This is a genomic window from Nakamurella sp. UYEF19, assembly GCF_040546275.1.
In the GTDB taxonomy this organism is placed as follows: Bacteria; Actinomycetota; Actinomycetes; order Mycobacteriales; family Nakamurellaceae; genus Nakamurella.
Genome location: NZ_JBEPNO010000026.1, coordinates 1 through 16,405 on the forward strand (window position 1 = coordinate 1; position 16,405 = coordinate 16,405).

The following is a 16,405-nucleotide window of genomic DNA, read 5'->3' on the forward strand; positions in this document are numbered from 1 at the left end:
GGGCGCTTTGACGAACCCGCGTTGGGGCTCAACCCCGCGACACCACCAGATCTATCGCGCAGAGGGAAGGGCCAGCATCTCAAGAAAGATCGAGGTTAGGACTCGTAGCCTGGCCGGAATCTGCGCTGCATCATGTCGGTGGCCCGATCGTGGCGCTCCCACGCCTCGGACACTTCCGCCTCGGTGGCATCGGGCTTGCACGCGACCTGCAGAACGTTCGCGTTGGCGGCTTCCCATTCGGTTGAGGGGTCGGGTACCTGGTCCGGAAGATTCTCAGCAGTCATCTGCGACCAATACCCGACATTGTCAGACCACAAACGCCAGACCTCACCTATCCGGTTGACCTTGCTCGCACTCGTTCTGTTGATTCATTCGGTTCATCGTGCCGACGGACCGGGCTCGTTCGATCGTCCGTGGTTTTCGACTGTCCGGTGATCGACGCCGTCGGCAACTTATATCAGGGGGCTGACGACAGACCTGAGGAGCGGGCATCAGCTGAACCAGCGCCGGACACTCCGTCCGCAGAGTGTCCCCCGCTCCATGATGAGTCTGGTGGTCAGCGTCGGCTCCGATCACCGGGAGCGGCCAGCGCGTCAGTCCCGTCTGCATGACGTCCCGCTGCTGCCCGGGTGCACGTCGGGCTGAGATTGCGCAATGCCGCGACCGGGTACAGATTGGCCGCAGCATCTGATCGGCCCCCGACGGGGAGCCTGCAGAATGGCCGATACCGGTCGCTGCACGGACACAGCCAAGTAGGGAGCCCCACCACCCATGGATGAGCACGAAAAGGCCAGGGCCGAGCAGGACGTCATCGCCACCACCGAAAGTTACGGCGGGCCGGTCGACGAAAAGCAACTAGCCGAGGTCTACCTCGCTCCGTCGGCCGCAGGCGAGACGTGGACAGGCTCCGGTGATCAGACCGAGAGTGCGGCCAGTGACTCGCATGATGGCGCTGCGCCCGACGTGACAAGTGATCCTGCAAAGACTGACGCACCCGGCACCGATTGGACGGACGAGGGAGGAGCGACTCCCCAGGGGTCGGCTCAGCGCTGAACGACTTTCCGAAGTGTTCAGTGCCACGCTGCGTGGCTGAACTGCGCTGGCATCGCCTCCAACCTCACTCGCGCTGCCGCCGCGTACACCGGCACCGCGTTGGGCAAGGCCCGCACCGCCACCGTCCGCCCGTCTGATCAACATTTCCGCCCCGCATCGGCTCCCGACCGCAGATCGGCCCATCACCCTGCCCGCGCCGGGTGACACCAACCGAGATGAACAGCACGATTTCAAGATCAACTCGACCCGGCATGGTGGATCGAGGCTCAATGTGAGACCACGCCGATGAAGGAACATCGGTAGGGCGCCGCCCGCATCGGGTACCCCTGGCTTGCTGCAAGGATTCGTCCAGGGCGGGCAGGTTGAATTTCTACGGGTGCAGCACTGCGCCGGCGACGAGGCAGTCGAGGTGGGCGTCCAGCAGCGCCAGGCCGCCGTCCTCGAGCAGTTCACGCGGCAGGCTTGCGGTGGAGGTGAGCGTCGCGTAGCCGTGGACCACGGTGTACGCGGTCAGGGCCGCGACCCGCACCTGCACCACCGATGTGGTGTCTCCGATCGCGGTGGACCAGGCTTTGATCTGGCGTCGGAGCGTCGGGCTGACCTGCATGGTCGACGGGGGTGGCGGCGCAAGTTCCAGTGCGGCCAGCAGCGGCGCCATCAGCGCCCGGACCGCGCGGTCCTTGGCCGGCAGCACACCGGCACGGTCCTTCAGTCGGGCTGCGGTCCGGCTGTGCGCCAGTGCGAACTGGTCGGCGTGGGCGTTCGCCCACGTCACGTAACGGTGCGCTGCGGACCGGAAAGCCGCGACAGGATCCCCCTGCGCATCGCCCGGCGCGGACACATCCAGCGCCAGGGAGTCGAAGGTCGCGACGATGAGTCTGGCCAGCAGGTCATCGCGGGCCGGGAAGTAGTAGTGGACCCCGCTGGCGGCCATGCCCAGATCTGCGGCGAGCCCGCGCAGCGTCACGCTGTCCGGGCCCCGTTCGGCCAGGACGTGGACCGCCTGGTCGAGGATCTCCCGCTCGACCCGTTCTCGCCGGTGTTGGATCCTGGCGCCTGACGTGGGCATCCCGCTGGCGTAGACGTAGCTCAAACAGTTGAGCACTGCTCAAATTGGAGTTGGGGCATGGTGTGGTCGATCGAGGTTGAGAGAACGACGAGTGCGCCGCCGGAGCGGCTCTGGGCCTGGTACGAGGCGACCGACCGGGCACCGGAGTGGGATCCGCTCATCGGCCGGATCCGCCCCGACGGGCCGTTCGGGTTGGGCGCCACGGGGCGGAACAAGCCCCGGACGGGCCCGTCGGTGCGTTACGTCGTCACCGAGTACGAGCAGCTGGCCGGCTACATCGAGGTTTCCCGGGCGCCGGGTGCGTCCATGGCCTTCGGTCATCGCATCACCGACTGCGGCGGCGGTCGGTGGCGGGTTCGCCACGACGTCGTGTGCTCCGGCCCGCTGAGCGCGGTGTACCGGCTCGTGTTGTCCCGTTCCTATCGGACAGGTATGGCGAGCGCGCTGGACGGCCTCATCCGGCTCGCCGAGGCCAGTGGACCCCACGACCGGAGCTGACAAGGAGCCGGGACACATCGGTCGAGTCCGGCCGCGGCCGCCCAGAACGGCGCGCCGGGTCGCCGCGCGGGTCCGGCCAGCCCGCAAATTCAGGGTCTCGACTCGTCCCGCAACTGCCCGGTCGGTCGCATCGACCACCTGCGTTGCTCGGCTTTTGGCCTCCGTAAACCGGAGCGGCTATATCGGCAGATCGCCGCCAAAGACCGGCAGGTTCAGAAACGCTCTACACCTTGGATTGCGATGAGCCATTCGGTGTCGAGTCGGAACACAGTACGGCCGCTGGTGCAGCGGCCGGATGATGGCTGCGCCGGCTCAGCCGACCGTGCACATGTCCATGGCGACCAGCGCCAGGGTTCGCGCGGTGGTGAGTACTTCGTCGATGGGCACCATTTCGCGTGGTCCGTGTGCCAGGGCCGCGTCGCCTGGTCCGTAGTGGACCGTGGGGACTCCGCCGATGCCGTTCATCAGTCGGAGGTCGCTGCCGTAGGGCGCTCCCCATGTCTGCTGCCGGTGAGGGGAGACGGCTGAATGGGCGCGGCGCAGAGCGGTGATCACCGAGGTGTCGAGGTCGGTGCGGCCGGGGAGGAACTGCCCGCCCCACCACTGGATGTCGACGGGGTGGTCCCGCAACCAGGCATCACTGTCGCACGCCGCCCGGATGGCGGCGACAAATTCGTTGCGGGCGTGTTCGTCGGTTTCGTCAAGGGCGACGCCGTAGCGCCCTTCGGCGGTCAGCAGGTCCGGCACCGAGGAGGACCAGTCGCCGGAGTTCACTCGTCCGATCTCGATCGGATAGGCGATGTCCCACCGTGCCATGAGCGGGTCCGGGTTGCGGTTGCGGTCCGTTTCCAGGCTGCGTAGCGCCTGGAAGATGGGCAGGAATTTCTCGATCGCGCTGATGCCGGACGTGCGGCGGGAGGCGTGGGCGGCCTGGCCCTTGATGGTAAGACGGAAGGTCAGTGAGCCGGCGTTGGCCGGGACGACGTCCAGCGAGGTGGGTTCGGGAATGATGCAAGCGTCGGCGCGCCACCCACGGGCCAGGCTGGCGAAGGTGCCAAGGCCACCGTCCTCTTCCCCCTGGACGCTGGACAGCAGCAGGTCACCGCGTAGCGGCACCCGAAGGTCGGTGACGGCCCGGACCGCCCACAGTGCCGCGATGACACCACCTTTCATGTCGCAGGCGCCACGCCCGCGGACGGCATCGTGGGACACGGTGCCGGCAAACGGGCTCAGCCCGTCCCACGCACCCAGGTCACCGGGCGGGACGACATCGACGTGGACGTTGAGCATCAATGACGGTCCGTCGCCTTTGCCGTGAGCTACGCCGACGAGTCCCCAGGCCTCGGTGCGCTCTACCTCGACCCCCGGGAAGCCCGGCGTAGCGATTGTCTGCGCGAGAGGGATCTGCCAATGGTCGACATCCAGGCCGAGTCCGGTGAGCTGTGCCGCCATATCGCCCTGGATCGAGTTCTCGTCGTCGGAACCGGAGATGCTGGGAATTCTGATCAGTTCTCTGAGCGATCCGACGATCTGCCTAGCATGGTCATCGATGTATTGAAGAACCTGCGGGCGCCAGAGGTCCAGCGCATGGGTGGTGGGCGGCGTGGTCATGGTGGACGGTCCTTGTTCGACGTGAGCGGCTGAGAGTGGTTGCTGGACTTGGCTTTTGGTCATTCGGTCGATAGTGGGTAGTGGCAGGCCACCTTGCGGCCCAGTGGGCCGCGGCCGGTCAGTGCGGGCTCTTCGGTGCGGCAGCGGTCGGTGCTGATCGGGCAGCGGGGGTGGAATCGGCATCCGGACGGGGGGTTCACCGGGCTCGGCACGTCGCCGGTGAGCGCGGCCCGGGGGGCGCGGGGGCCGGGGGAGACGACCGGCACGGGAACCGCGGCCAGTAGTGCCCGTGTGTACGGATGCATGGGCCTTTCGACGAGATCTTCGGTCGGGCCGATCTCCACGATCTTGCCCAGGTACATCACGGCGATGCGATCCGAGATCTGCCGGACTACCGACAGGTCGTGCGCGATGAAGATGTACGTCAGGCCAAGCTTCTTCTGCAGGTCCATGAACAGATTGATCACCTGCGCCTGTATGGACACATCCAACGCGGATACCGGTTCGTCGGCGACGATGAGATCGGGCTGGGCGGCCAAGGCGCGGGCGATCCCGATCCGTTGCCGTTGTCCGCCGGAGAATTCGTGCGGAAACCTGTGCGCGTGCTCGGGTTGCAAACCGACCAGTTCGAGCAATTCCCGGACGCGTGCGGCAATCGCTGCTTTCGTCGGGTTGTCCGCGGTGCGCAGGGTCAGGTTGATGCTCGATTCGATGCGTTGTCGGGGGTTGAGGGAGGAATACGGGTCCTGGAAAACCATTTGCATACGTTGCCGCAGGGGCCGTAGGCGACGCTGGCCCAGCCGGGAGATGTCAGTTCCCGCCACTTCCACGGTGCCGGAGCTGAGCTCGGTGAGCCGGACGATGCACCGTCCCAAGGTGGACTTCCCGCAGCCTGATTCTCCCACCAGGCCAAGGGTTTCTCCGGTGAACACGTCGAGGCTCACGCCGTCGACGGCTCGTAGCACCGCGCGCCGACCTCGATCACCTTTCACCGGGAAGCTCTTCCGCACATCTTGCAACCGCACCAACACCGGTCGTTCCTGGTTCATCACAACAGATCGGTCCCTTCGGTCCCGGTGGCGTCGCCGACAGGGACTGCTCGGTGGTCGGCAACCGTCAGATCCAGGTGGCAGGCGACCTGGTGACCGGCGTCGCCGACCGTCCGCAGTTCGGGTTGGGTGGAGCACGCGTCGAACCGGTGGGGACAGCGCGCAGCGAAAACGCAACCAGGGGCTATGTTCCCGGCGCTGGCCGGTGTGCCGGCGATACTGGGGAGTCGGGCGGGCCGGGGCTGGTCGAGCCGAGGTATCGAGGCAAGTAGCCCCGCAGTGTAGGGGTGATGCGGGTCATTGAATATATCCGTTGTGGTGCCGTGTTCGACTACGTTCCCGCCGTACATGACCTGCACCCGGTCGGCGATCTCGGCGACTACCCCCATGTCGTGGGTGACCAGGACGACCGCCATGCCGGTGTCGGCCCGCAGGTCGAAGATCAGTTGCAGGATCTGCGATTGCACCGTGACGTCCAGCGCGGTGGTCGGCTCGTCGGCGATGAGGATCTTCGGGCGGCAGGAGAGCGCCAGCGCGATCATCACCCGTTGCCGAAGGCCACCGGACAGTTCGTGCGGATAGTTGTCGATGCGGCGACCCGGGTCTCCGATGCCGACCGCGGTCAGCAACCGCAGCGTCTCGGTGCGTGCCTGGCGGCGGGAGAGGTTGCGGTGCGCCCTGAGCTGCTCGGCGATCTGCCATCCCACCCGGTACACCGGGTTCAGGGCGGTCATCGGGTCCTGGAAGATCATGGCTATACCCGCGCCCCGCACCGCCCGCATCTGCCTGGCGGGTAGGTCGAGCAGTTCGCGGCCCTGGAATTTGATGCTGCCTTCGTAGGTGACGGCTTTCTCGTCCAGCAGCCGCATCACGCTGAGCATCGTGACGCTCTTGCCGGATCCGGATTCGCCGACGATGCAGAGCACTTCGTTGGCCTGGACTGTCAGGGCTACGCCCTGGACGACGGTGACGGTGCCACGTTCGGTGCGGATGTGCACCCGCAGGTCCTGGACGTCGAGCAACGATGGTGGCGTGGTGCTGGTGTTCATCAGGCCATCCGCACTCTGGGGTCGAGCCGGGCGTACAGGACGTCGACAACGGCGTTCATGATGACCACGAGGGCACCGCCATAAAGGACTGCGGCCATGATGACGGGCAGGTCCAGCCCGGCCAGGGACTGGAACGTCAGCTGGCCCACCCCGGGGAGGCCGAACACCACTTCGGCCAGTAGCGCGCCGCCGCCGACCAGCACCCCGAAGTCCAGTGCGAAGAGGCTGGCGAAGGGGCCCAACGACGTGCGGACCGTGTGCCGAAAGACCACCCGGACCTCCGAGATACCCTTGGAGCGAGCGGTTCTGACGTAGTCCTGGTGTCCGGCCTCGATGAGGGAGGACCGGAAGATCCGCGCGTACAAACCGATGTAGAGCGCGGCCAGGACGATCCACGGGATGATCATGTGTTTGAACCACAGCACCGGGTCCTGCGTGATCGGGGTGTAACCCAAGGGCGGGATCCAGGAGAAGACTGGCCAGGAGTGAAAGCGGTCCTGGGTGATGAGGTTCGCCACCTGGCCGAGCCAGAACACCGGAATGGAGATGGCGATCAGCGACCCGATCATGAGTAGCCGGTCGACGATCGAATTCCGCCATACCGCAGCGATCACACCGAGCAGAACACTGCCGCCCACCCACAGCACAGCGGCCCCCAGCACCAGTGACAGGGTCACCGGCGCGGCGGCGAACAATTCCGGGACCACTTTGACGCCGCGGTTGGTGTAGGACACCAGATCCCGTTTGATCAGCAGGTGATCCATCAACCGCCAGTACTGCACCGGCAGCGGCTTGTCCAGGCCGAACGTGGCCCGCACCGCAGCCAATGTCTCCGGTGTCGGATTCCGGCCGGCCATCTGCCGGGCCGGGTCGATGCCGGGAATGGCAAAGAAGATCAGGAACACCAGGACGCTCAAGGCGAACAGCACCCCGACGGTGGAGGCGACCCGGGAGAGCAGAAAGCGAATCATGACACTCTGGCTGGTGTTTGGCGACCCGGGCGCCGCCGGAATCGTCGTTCCCGGCGCGGCAGCAGACCCCGAGGATCGATGGCGTCCCGGACCCCGTCACCGACGATGTTGAGCAGCACGATGGTCAACACCAGCAGTACCCCGGGAGCGATTGACACCAACGGTCGCGTGTAGAGCTGACTCTGGCCGTCGGTGATCATGCTGCCCCAGCTGGCGTTGGGGGCCTGGACCCCGATCGACAGGTACGACAGCGAGCTCTCGGTGAGGATGTCGGTGGCGATCATCAGCGGGAGGAAGACGATGACGGTGGGAACGACGTTCGGCAGCAGCTCACCGAAGATGACTCTGGACCGCGAAATGCCCTGCCCGATGGCCGCTTCCACAAATTCGCGGCGGCGTAGGGCCAGGACTTCGCCTCGGACGGGTCGGGCCAGGTAGGGCACGTAGACCAACGAGATGATCAGCACGGGCAGCCACAGGCTGGCCGGGTCCACGGTGATCGGGCCGATTTTGAGCCCCTGCAGCAGTAGGACCGTCGACAGCGAGATGGCCAGCAGATACACCGGAAACGCCCACACCAGATCCAGGATGCGGGAGATCACCGCGTCCACCCAACCCCCGGCGAAGCCGGCGATCAGGGCCACGATGGTCGCGATGACGGCGGTGATCAACGCGGCGCCGATGCCGACGATCAGGGATGTCCGCCCGCCGTAGAGCAACCGCGCAGCCACATCCCGGCCCTGCGTGTCGGCGCCGAACAGATAGCGGCCGGTCCAGGTCGGCCCGATGGGCGTCGACCCCAGACCGGACGCGTTCGGCTCGATCACCGGGACCTGTTGACCGTCGATCGGCGTCGTGCCGGTCAGGTTCGACGTGAACGGCTCGGTGTGGGCGACATATCGGGCGTAGAACGGCGCCATGATGCACGCCAGCACCACCACCGCGAACAGGATGGACGCCGTCATGGCAGAACGGTTGCGCCGGAACCGGTGCCAGGCCAGCAACCACGGACTCCCGCCCTGCCCGACCCCCGCCGCGCCGTCACCTCCGGGCGGCACCGCGACCTCGCCCGCCGTGCCCGGCGCGTGGTCGCCCAGGCCACCGGGCACGATCCCGGAAACCGTCACTGCACCCAGGCCTGGTCGATCAGAAAATTGGCCGTGACCGCCGGGCTGAACTGGTAGTTCCCGACCCGGCTCGAAACGAAATCCAAACGGTTGGAGTTGAACAGCGTCACCTGCGGCGCCGCCGCGGTCGTCAGGTTGTCGATCCCGGCCCACAAAGCCTCGGCCGCCTTCGGGTCGGTGTTCTGGGTAGCGAGCGCCGCCACCGTCTTGGCCTGGATGGCCGGGTCGCAGAACTCGGAGAGGTTGGCGCTGGCCGTGCTCGCCTCATGAAACCCAGAACAACCCACCACTACGTTCAGGAAGTTGCTGGCCGCGGTGTAGTCCGGCGACCAGTAGGAGTAGCTCAGCTGCACCTTGTTGCGGGAGTCCTGGACGTAGGAGTACTCCACCGAAGCGGACAGCGTCTTCAGGCTCGCCTGATATCCGAGCTGATTCAACAAGGACACGAAGTACAGGTCGATGGCCTTCGTCGTCTCATCGGGTGTTCCGACCACGACGACCTTCTGACCCTTCGTACCGGATTTGTCCACCAGCGACTGCGCCATCGCGAGATCCGGTGCACTCCAGGATGTCCCCGGGTTCGCCGTGTAGGGGCAGTTCGGCTGGTAGCCGGGGAAGTTCGACGGCAGGATCTGGCAGCTGGCGGTGGCCAGCCGAGGGCCACCGAACAGCGCGATGATGGCCTTGCGGTCGGTGGCGAAATTCAGGGCCCGCCGGACATCGACATTGTCGAACGGGGCGACCTTGGTGTTCATCGACATGAAGTAGCTGTTGGGCGTCGGATTGATGTGGATCTGCGAGGCGAACTTGGTGGCGATCTCGTTGAGCCGGTCGGCCGGCGGCGGGTCGTAGACCCAGTCGGCCTGCCCGTTCTCGACCTGCGTGACGGCGTCCTCGTCGGCGATGCCGATCTTCATGCTGATCGCATCGGGGTAACCATCGGGTTGCGCTTCCTTGGACCACTCCTTGAACATCGGGTTGCGGACCAACTCCATCGACTGGTTGGGAGCGAACGATTTGATGACGTACGGCCCGGTCGCCGGGAGCGGGGTGGTGCCGGTGTCGACATTCGGTGTGCCGCTGGGCACGACATAGGCGAACGGAAGAGCCAATTTCTGCAGGAACGCCGAATCGGCGGCGCTCAGGTGAAAGGTGACCGTACCGGCGGCATCATCAGCGATCACACCCTTCGACAAATCACAGGTGGTCGGCTTCGTGATGCACGCCTCGGCGCCGACGATCCCCGAATACAAACCCACACCCGGTCCGGGGACCTTGAACTCCCGGGTCATCGTGTAGGCGAAGTCGCTGGCCTTCACGGTGGCGCCCGTGGAGTACTTGATTCCCGGCCGGACGGTGAAGGTATATGTCTTGCCGCCATTGGTGGGAACCGGCGTGGCCGTGGCCAGATCAGGGACCAGGTCGTTGCCGGCGGACCCACCGACCTGTCTCCAGCTCATCAGACCGTCCCCCGTCATACGGAGGATGAACCAGTTCGGGTCGTAGTCCACCGCCGTGTCGATCGAGGTTCCGGCGCTGAGCCAGATCATGTTGAAGGTGCCGCCCCGATGCTTGGCCAGGTCCGCAGCCGCTGGCGGCGCCGAGGACACCACCGAGGATCCGGCCGAGGCCGCCGTTCCCGAGCGTGCCGGCACCGCTGCCGTCGAACTGGAACCGGCGGTGGGGGAGCCGGAGTTGGCGGTGGTGGAACTGGTACCTGAGCAGCCGGTGGACAGCAATCCGGCGATGGTCAGTGTGCAGAGGGCGGTGACTGTGCGGCTGGATTTCATGTTCGACCTCGATTGACAGAGTGACGGGGGGTCACTGAGCGCGCCATTGCGTCCAGCCGTTCGGTGAGCTGCAGCTGGGTGTCATCCCACGCCTGCCGCAGGCTGGCGATCAGCCACGGCCCGTCGGGCCGGGCGCCGGGTTGGCCGGTCAGGGTGGCCAGTTCGGCCCAAAGGTTCACCACCGGCGTCAAATGGCTGGCGCTAGCCCAGGTTCTGGTGACCGCCGGTGGTTCGTGGCGTGCCAGATGCGTAGCAAACGCCTCCGGGCCGAGGTAGGGAAACAGTTCGTGATGGCCCACCCACTGCACCGCGCGGGCGGCAGCGGTCCGGTCCGCGGTTTCGTAGGCGGAGATCGCCGACGTGATGGCGGCGAGGTCGCGTTGGCTCTGCTGGTGGGGGTAGCACGCGGACGACGACGCATCCAACGCGAACTGACTGCTGCCGATTCGAGTGAAATCCCTGCGGCCCTTGGCATCCATGTGCTGCTCAGCGGCCGCCTGCAGGTCAGTGTGTTCGTGATGGTCGGCGATGGCGGCCAGTTGGCGGGCTCTGGCCGTGTGATCAAGGATGCCGTCGGGGTCAGCGTCGGCGGACAGAAGCAGTAGGGCGTAGAGCCTGGTCTGCGCGGCCAGGATCTCGAAGTCCAGCAGCTCGATGGTGTCGAACTGGGTGTGATAGTCGCTGCGCGCGAACGACTTCTCCCACGCGTAGCAGGCCACGCCGGGGACGCCTGCGATCAGGAACGGCCATTGTTCGGTGCCCGCCACCGGCGGTGCGACCCGCCAGCCGGTGGGCGCCCAACCCTGGGCCGCGGCGGCCCGGCCGACCCGGCGCGCCCACGGTGCCAGTTCAGCCGGCGCCTCGATCACCGACCGCAGACCGGCGTGCCCGCTGGCCTCGACGCAGAGGTGAAACGGCGACTCGATGGCCCACTGCGGGTGGGTGGTGTTGACCTGCCCCCAGGCGCCGATGCACCAGTCGAACAGACTGTCGATGATCCCGTATTCCTCGGCGGTGCGGCTGGAGAAGCAGATGGTGTGCCGAGGTTCTTGTCCGCCGGCCACCAGCGCCTTGGCCAGAGCCAGCATGACTGCGACGCCGCTGCTGTTGTCGAATGCGCCCTGGAACCACGCATCATGGTGAGCCCCGACGACGATCGGGCCGGGCAACGTCCCCGGGAGATATCCGACGACGTTGTGACCCTCCGCGCGGGCCGTCACCTCGGCGTTCAGGGTGATCGTCGCGTGGATCGAGCCGGCGGCCATCGCGTCGCGCAACGCGGCCGCATCCTCCTTGGTGATCAGCACCATCGGCGGCACGCCGGCGGGCCAGTGAGAGTCGAACCCGCCCAGAGCGTTCGTGGTCTGATACCACGGGCCTTTCGCCGGGCAGTTCAGGATGATGCCGGCCACCCCGCGGCGGCTGAGTTCCAGCACGACGGCGGACGGGTGGATCGCCGGGCGACGCCAATCCAGCAGGACGACGGACGCTCGGAGGTCACAGCGGTCGAGTACTCGGCGGCGGCCGTCTGCGATGTCCACGACAAGCCCGGAGATCCCGCCGTCGGGCGTGGGTGCCATACCGCCGAAGCTGACGGCCTCATAGGTCACCGTTTTCGGTTCGTTGCCAGGAAGATGGGCCTCGACCGAAGCGCTGAGGAACCGCCAGGCGTCGACTTCCACCGGCTCCCTCGCCACATCGACCAGCCCGATGGCACGCATCTCGGCGGACACGAATTCAGCGACGGCCAGATCCTCGGCAGTACCGGTATTGCGGAAACCGATGGGGGAGGAGCCGATGCCGGTGAGGGTCGTGATGACGCGGCGCAGATAGTCCTGGTCGATGTCCAAATCGCGGACCAGGTCCACAACGGACTGATCGACGGGTTCCGCTTTCATTGCATCACCCGGCCGTCGCCGAACAGCGACTCAACGTCCTGACGCTCCGGTGCGTGATCTGGCAGGGTGTCGGCCCAGATGCTCACACACTGTTCCTGCCCTACGGTCCGGAACGTGTGGGTCTGATTGCTGACGAACCAGATTCCGTCGCCGGGGCATAGCCGGTGGGTCTGCTCGCCGACGATCACGTCCATCGTTCCGCTGACCACCACGCCGGCCTCTTCTCCGGCGTGTGCGACCGGTTCGCGGACCAATCCTTCACCGGGTTCGAGGTAGAGGTAGAACAAGTCGAGCCGGCGGCGGGTACTGCGGGCGATCGCCTCGTATCGGGCCCGGTCCTGGATGACGACGGTCCGCTCGTTGGCCGGGGTGACGTCGACGTTTTCGGTTTCCTGCTTGGCGAAGAAGTCAAAAAGTGATGCGTTGAGAGCCCGGCCGAGGCTCCACAACGTCCCCAGCGACGGCTCGGCCTTGCCGGTCTCGAACTGGCTCAAGGCCGACACGGTGACCCCGACCTGAGCGCTGAGGGCGGCCAGCGTCAACTGCTCCCGCTGCCGGAGCTGCCGCAGCAACTTGCCCAGCGCCAGCCGCGTCGAGACATCCAAACTGGCCACGCGCCAACCCTTCTCTGTCCTATCGGGCCAACGGTCGCGCTCCGAGCAAAGATTCAGTGCTACTTGAATTGGTACAGTAACGCTAATATTCATAGTGTCAAGGGCTACTGGTCAGTGGGGGAGATTCGAGGGCCGTCTAGATCAGACTCCGACCACCCATGGACGGAGCGGACGCCGAGTCCACGAGCGGGCGCGGTGGCGGTCGCATAGTCCCAAAGGGTGCCTGGTACTACAGCCGTAGATCGGTCTCATGGTGCCTCTGACCTCCGTCGATAGTGGGACATTCGTGCGGTGAATTGATGTTTGCGGCGCCAGGTGGACCAGTGCAGCACGTTCTCTTCCGTAGCTTGTCTGCCAGCACGAGTGCGTCGAACAGACTTCAAAACTCATTGGGGGACAGCGGGATCAACCCCGCCGGAGCAGGGGAAAGTTCGTTCTGAGCGGCGGTCGTGACCGGCAGGAACGCCATCGCCAACATCGACAACGTGACCCACCGGTACCAGGACTTCCAGCGGCGCACCTGGTGTTCATCCAGTCCCGCTTGGCCTTTCGCGCACTGGAACGACTGTTCGACCTTCCATCGTCGCCCGGCGACCCTGACCAAGGCCCGCAATGTGACCGGCGTGGGGCTGTAGCAGCGGTGGAAGACATCTCCCCGGTGGTGTCGTTTGCGTCTCCACAACATCCACCGAACGTTGCTCGAACCCGGCGGCCAGGTGATCGGCGCGGACCGGCCCCAACTCGGTGGGAACGAAGTGGCTCCGCGGGACCGCCGGCACGTAGTCGACACCCCGTTCCTGCAGCGCCGCAGCAAATTTCGGGTCACCGCCGTAGACCTCATCGCCGGCGACGAACGAAGCCCGACATGCCCGAATCCAACGCCGCGATCACCATCTGCAACGCCAAGGTCGGCTTCGTGGCGAACGTCGTCACGGCCGGGACACCGGCCCCGCTCCCGCCGATCCGGGTCCTGAAGCCAGCTAACCGGCACATTCAGGGCCCGGTCGATCAACGCATGCGCCCCTCTCACGGCCCTTCTTGAGGTCACCGGTCTCGTCGACGACCAGGATCGCCTGCGGATCGTCGAAGACATCGTGCACATACGATCGCGGATCGTCCCGGACCTCATTGGAGTCCCATACCGCCCGAGACAGCAGGTGCTGCAACTTGTTCGGTGTGTCATCACCGCGCCGCTGCGCTATCGTCCAGCAGTTCGACCGGTCCAGCCCCGACAGCAAACCCAGCATCATCGCGGCCGCATGACAGGCCGGTTCGTACCGGGAAAACCGCGGCCGGATCCGATCCATGAGCGCGCCGAACTCATCCCACCAACGGTCGGGATCTATGCTGTGTTCCGCGGCTACCGCGGTGATCCTTGTTGCCTTCACCACCACCAATGATCACCCGCCGGCCGCTCTGACCTGGAACAACACGCCCACAAGCCCGAAGTAGAGCTGCAGAACCAGGGCCGTCTCAGGGCCGGTGCGAGCGCCCGCCGAGTGTTTGTTCCATTTGTCCCTCGACCTGACCGACCCGGAAAGCCGGATGTGGCGCAAGGTGGGGACGGCCGTGGTGCGCCACCGGTGGTGGGCCGCCATCGGCTCGACGGTAGTGCTGCTGCCGCTGGCCGCTCCGGTCCTGGGCCTGCGCCTGGGTCAACCAACCAACAGCTCGTTGGCCTCGACCGGCGGCACCGCCGCCGACGCCATCCACCGACTCGAAACGGCCGGTCTGAGCGATGGTCTCACCCAGCCGGTCGAGGTGCTCACCACTGACCCAGACGCGGCGGCAGCGGCAATCCGGCAAGTGCCGGGGGTGGCGGCCACCATCGCTCCGGCTCAGTGGGCAGCCAACGGCCAGCGCGTGGTCGAGGCGTGGCCGGACGTCGACTCGGCCGACCCCCGCGGCACCGGCAGCACGGCCGCCATCCGCGTGGCCGCCGAGCAGACCGGGGCGTGGGTCGGGGGCGTGCCGACCCAGGACGCCGACTTCATCCGCGCGGTGTACGGCAACGCCTGGTGGGTCGCCGCGATCATTGCCGCGGTCACGTTCGCGCTGTTGGGTTCGCGTTGCGGTCGGTGGTGCTGCCGTTGAAAGCGTTGCTGTTGAACGTGTTGTCGATCGCCGCCGCATATGGCATCACGATCGTGATCTGGCAGCACGGCCTGGCGACGGAGGTGCTTTTCGGGCAGAGCGCCGCCGGGGCGATCACCGTGTGGGTGCCGATCGCCGTGTTCGCGTTCCTGTTCGGCCTGTCCATGGACTACGAGGTGTTCCTGCTCGCCCGCATCCGTGAAGAACACGACTCCGGCGCCGACACGGACCAGGCCACCGTCCATGGGGTGGCCAGGACCGGCCGGCTGGTCAGCTCCGCTGCGCTCATCCTGTTCCTGGCCTTCGTCGCACTCTCGCGCGTTCCGTCCACCGACGTCAAGATCCTCGCCACTGCGTTGGCCCTGGGCATCATCATCGACGCCACCATCGTCCGCGGGATCCTGGCACCCGCGCTCGTCGCCGCCCTCGGCCCGGCCAACTGGTGGATACCCAGCCGGCGTCAGCGTCGGCCCGATTGTGAGTAGCCGAATATGACGACGGCGAGGATGAACGCGACGGCTGTGCTCAGCACGAAATCACCGAAATGGGACACGTCGAGGTGTGCTGATGGCTTTTTCGAGCCGCATTCTCAGAATTATGCTGAAAAAGCGATCAGGGGCGCACCGGAGTGTGAGGCAGCGGTTTTCGAGGACATACAGTTGGCTTTCGGTCAAATTCGTCGAACAGGGCGCATGGTGGAGGTACGGCGAAGTCCAGCTGCAGCTCGGGGCAGCTCAGGCCCCACTCGTTCAAACAAGAGCTGGTGGGGCCGCTCCACACGTCGAACCCTGCCCGCCGCCGCACCCGCCGGGCCAGCAAGGCCGCGTTCGGCACCTGAATGATCTGCGGCAGCACGATGGGGACCAGGACCAGCGGCAACATCTGGCGGGTGAGGACCGTGCCCGGCCCAAGTGGCCTGGTTGCCGAAGGACCGCATGGCTTCGACAACCGCCGGGAGATGCGATGATGCCGAGTCTGTCGGCTCTGATCGCCGGTTCGAATTCGGTGCTGACACGGAGTTTCGTCTGCAGCAAATTCGTGTCGCCCAGGCACCGCCTTTCACCCCAGCGTTGGGGGTGGCGCGCGGGCGCGGCCACCGTCATTCTGAAGGACGTGATGCAGGCCAGGAAAGCCGCAGTCCGGGTACACAAGAGGCCCGGAAAGGCATGGAAGACCTCGTGATACGCGTTCTCCTCGTCGACGATCACGCTTTCGTTCGCGAGGCTGTTTCCCTGTTGCTGCACCATACCGGCGGATTCGAGGTCGTCGGTCAAGCCGATGACGGAGCGGCCGCGCTGGCACTGGCCTGTTCGACCGAGCCGGACGTGGTGCTGATGGATATCCGGATGCCCGGCATCGGTGGCCTGCAGGCAACCCGGATCCTGATGGCGGACAGGCCAAGTCTTCGCGTGCTGATCCTGGCCGCTGCGGTCAGCGTCGCCGTGCTGGAAGATGCCCGGCGCGCCGGAGCAAGGGGGTACGTCCTCAAGGGCGGCGCGCCCGACGTGCTGGTGAGAGGCATCAGGGCGATTGCGGCAGGCGGGACGCTCTGGTGATCGGTGCTCAGAGGGCAGTGGAAAGA

At 66.1% G+C, this 16,405-nt stretch carries 14 protein-coding genes and 1 pseudogene; 5 read left to right on the plus strand and 10 right to left on the minus strand.

The features are described 5' to 3' along the window. Positions 1 to 771: 771 nt before the first annotated feature. Positions 772 to 1,053 (plus strand): hypothetical protein, encoded by a 282-nt coding sequence (locus ABIB25_RS24255; protein ID WP_354531106.1) that lies wholly within the window; start codon positions 772 to 774, stop codon positions 1,051 to 1,053. Positions 1,054 to 1,423: 370 nt separating this feature from the next. Here the strand turns inward: ABIB25_RS24255 and ABIB25_RS24260 are convergent, their stop codons facing one another. After that, complete coding sequence (locus ABIB25_RS24260) at positions 1,424 to 2,158, minus strand: TetR/AcrR family transcriptional regulator (RefSeq protein WP_354531107.1); 735 nt, start codon at positions 2,156 to 2,158, stop codon at positions 1,424 to 1,426. Between the two features lie 21 nt (positions 2,159 to 2,179). Between ABIB25_RS24260 and ABIB25_RS24265 the strand changes: the two genes are divergently transcribed. Then, positions 2,180 to 2,620, plus strand: coding sequence for an SRPBCC family protein (locus ABIB25_RS24265; RefSeq protein WP_354531108.1), 441 nt, complete (start codon positions 2,180 to 2,182; stop codon positions 2,618 to 2,620). Between the two features lie 312 nt (positions 2,621 to 2,932). On the opposite strand, the gene ABIB25_RS24270 is transcribed toward ABIB25_RS24265, so the two are convergent. The 9 genes and pseudogenes from ABIB25_RS24270 to ABIB25_RS24310 all read right to left on the minus strand — a co-directional run bounded on the left by ABIB25_RS24270 (position 2,933) and on the right by ABIB25_RS24310 (position 14,036). Beyond that, complete coding sequence (locus tag ABIB25_RS24270; RefSeq protein ID WP_354531109.1) at positions 2,933 to 4,231, minus strand: ArgE/DapE family deacylase; 1,299 nt, start codon at positions 4,229 to 4,231, stop codon at positions 2,933 to 2,935. A gap of 59 nt (positions 4,232 to 4,290) precedes the next feature. Beyond that, the gene (locus tag ABIB25_RS24275; RefSeq protein ID WP_354531110.1) at positions 4,291 to 5,280 is read right to left on the minus strand and encodes an ABC transporter ATP-binding protein; all 990 of its coding nucleotides are present in this window, start codon (positions 5,278 to 5,280) and stop codon (positions 4,291 to 4,293) included. Then, the gene (locus ABIB25_RS24280; protein ID WP_354531111.1) at positions 5,280 to 6,329 is read right to left on the minus strand and encodes an ABC transporter ATP-binding protein; all 1,050 of its coding nucleotides are present in this window, start codon (positions 6,327 to 6,329) and stop codon (positions 5,280 to 5,282) included. The genes ABIB25_RS24275 and ABIB25_RS24280 overlap by 1 nt, the downstream gene beginning before the upstream one ends. After that, positions 6,329 to 7,300: an ABC transporter permease gene (locus ABIB25_RS24285; protein ID WP_354531112.1), complete on the minus strand. Its 972-nt coding sequence runs from the start codon at positions 7,298 to 7,300 to the stop codon at positions 6,329 to 6,331. The genes ABIB25_RS24280 and ABIB25_RS24285 overlap by 1 nt, the downstream gene beginning before the upstream one ends. Further along, positions 7,297 to 8,427 (minus strand): ABC transporter permease, encoded by a 1,131-nt coding sequence (locus ABIB25_RS24290; protein WP_354531113.1) that lies wholly within the window; start codon positions 8,425 to 8,427, stop codon positions 7,297 to 7,299. Before ABIB25_RS24290 ends, ABIB25_RS24285 begins: the two co-directional genes overlap by 4 nt. Next, on the minus strand, positions 8,424 to 10,217 hold the full coding sequence (locus ABIB25_RS24295; protein WP_354531114.1) for an ABC transporter substrate-binding protein: 1,794 nt from the start codon (positions 10,215 to 10,217) through the stop codon (positions 8,424 to 8,426). Before ABIB25_RS24295 ends, ABIB25_RS24290 begins: the two co-directional genes overlap by 4 nt. Further along, positions 10,214 to 12,115: a M28 family peptidase gene (locus ABIB25_RS24300; RefSeq protein WP_354531115.1), complete on the minus strand. Its 1,902-nt coding sequence runs from the start codon at positions 12,113 to 12,115 to the stop codon at positions 10,214 to 10,216. Before ABIB25_RS24300 ends, ABIB25_RS24295 begins: the two co-directional genes overlap by 4 nt. Further along, on the minus strand, positions 12,112 to 12,729 hold the full coding sequence (locus tag ABIB25_RS24305; protein WP_354531116.1) for a helix-turn-helix domain-containing protein: 618 nt from the start codon (positions 12,727 to 12,729) through the stop codon (positions 12,112 to 12,114). The genes ABIB25_RS24300 and ABIB25_RS24305 overlap by 4 nt, the downstream gene beginning before the upstream one ends. Before the next feature lie 248 nt (positions 12,730 to 12,977). Further along, a pseudogene (locus ABIB25_RS24310) lies at positions 12,978 to 14,036 on the minus strand (IS701 family transposase). Between the two features lie 238 nt (positions 14,037 to 14,274). Between ABIB25_RS24310 and ABIB25_RS24315 the strand changes: the two are divergent. The 3 genes from ABIB25_RS24315 (at position 14,275) to ABIB25_RS24325 (ending at position 16,379) form a co-directional block, all read left to right on the plus strand. Next, positions 14,275 to 14,823 (plus strand): MMPL family transporter, encoded by a 549-nt coding sequence (locus tag ABIB25_RS24315; RefSeq protein ID WP_354531117.1) that lies wholly within the window; start codon positions 14,275 to 14,277, stop codon positions 14,821 to 14,823. Then, positions 14,808 to 15,308, plus strand: coding sequence for an MMPL family transporter (locus ABIB25_RS24320; RefSeq protein WP_354531118.1), 501 nt, complete (start codon positions 14,808 to 14,810; stop codon positions 15,306 to 15,308). Before ABIB25_RS24315 ends, ABIB25_RS24320 begins: the two co-directional genes overlap by 16 nt. A gap of 450 nt (positions 15,309 to 15,758) precedes the next feature. Next, positions 15,759 to 16,379 carry a response regulator gene (locus ABIB25_RS24325; protein ID WP_354531119.1) on the plus strand — a complete coding sequence of 207 codons (621 nt, stop codon included), beginning with the start codon at positions 15,759 to 15,761 and terminating at the stop codon, positions 16,377 to 16,379. The last annotated feature ends 26 nt before the right edge of the window (positions 16,380 to 16,405 follow it).

Coding starts and splice junctions, on each gene's coding strand:
- ABIB25_RS24255 (WP_354531106.1), top strand. CDS start 772: ATGGATGAGCACGAAAAGGCCAGGGCCGAGCAGGACGTCATCGCCACC.
- ABIB25_RS24265 (WP_354531108.1), top strand. CDS start 2,180: ATGGTGTGGTCGATCGAGGTTGAGAGAACGACGAGTGCGCCGCCGGAG.
- ABIB25_RS24270 (WP_354531109.1), bottom strand. CDS start 4,231: ATGACCACGCCGCCCACCACCCATGCGCTGGACCTCTGGCGCCCGCAG.
- ABIB25_RS24275 (WP_354531110.1), bottom strand. CDS start 5,280: ATGAACCAGGAACGACCGGTGTTGGTGCGGTTGCAAGATGTGCGGAAG.
- ABIB25_RS24280 (WP_354531111.1), bottom strand. CDS start 6,329: ATGAACACCAGCACCACGCCACCATCGTTGCTCGACGTCCAGGACCTG.
- ABIB25_RS24285 (WP_354531112.1), bottom strand. CDS start 7,300: ATGATTCGCTTTCTGCTCTCCCGGGTCGCCTCCACCGTCGGGGTGCTG.
- ABIB25_RS24295 (WP_354531114.1), bottom strand. CDS start 10,217: ATGAAATCCAGCCGCACAGTCACCGCCCTCTGCACACTGACCATCGCC.
- ABIB25_RS24300 (WP_354531115.1), bottom strand. CDS start 12,115: ATGAAAGCGGAACCCGTCGATCAGTCCGTTGTGGACCTGGTCCGCGAT.
- ABIB25_RS24315 (WP_354531117.1), top strand. CDS start 14,275: ATGTGGCGCAAGGTGGGGACGGCCGTGGTGCGCCACCGGTGGTGGGCC.
- ABIB25_RS24325 (WP_354531119.1), top strand. CDS start 15,759: ATGGCTTCGACAACCGCCGGGAGATGCGATGATGCCGAGTCTGTCGGC.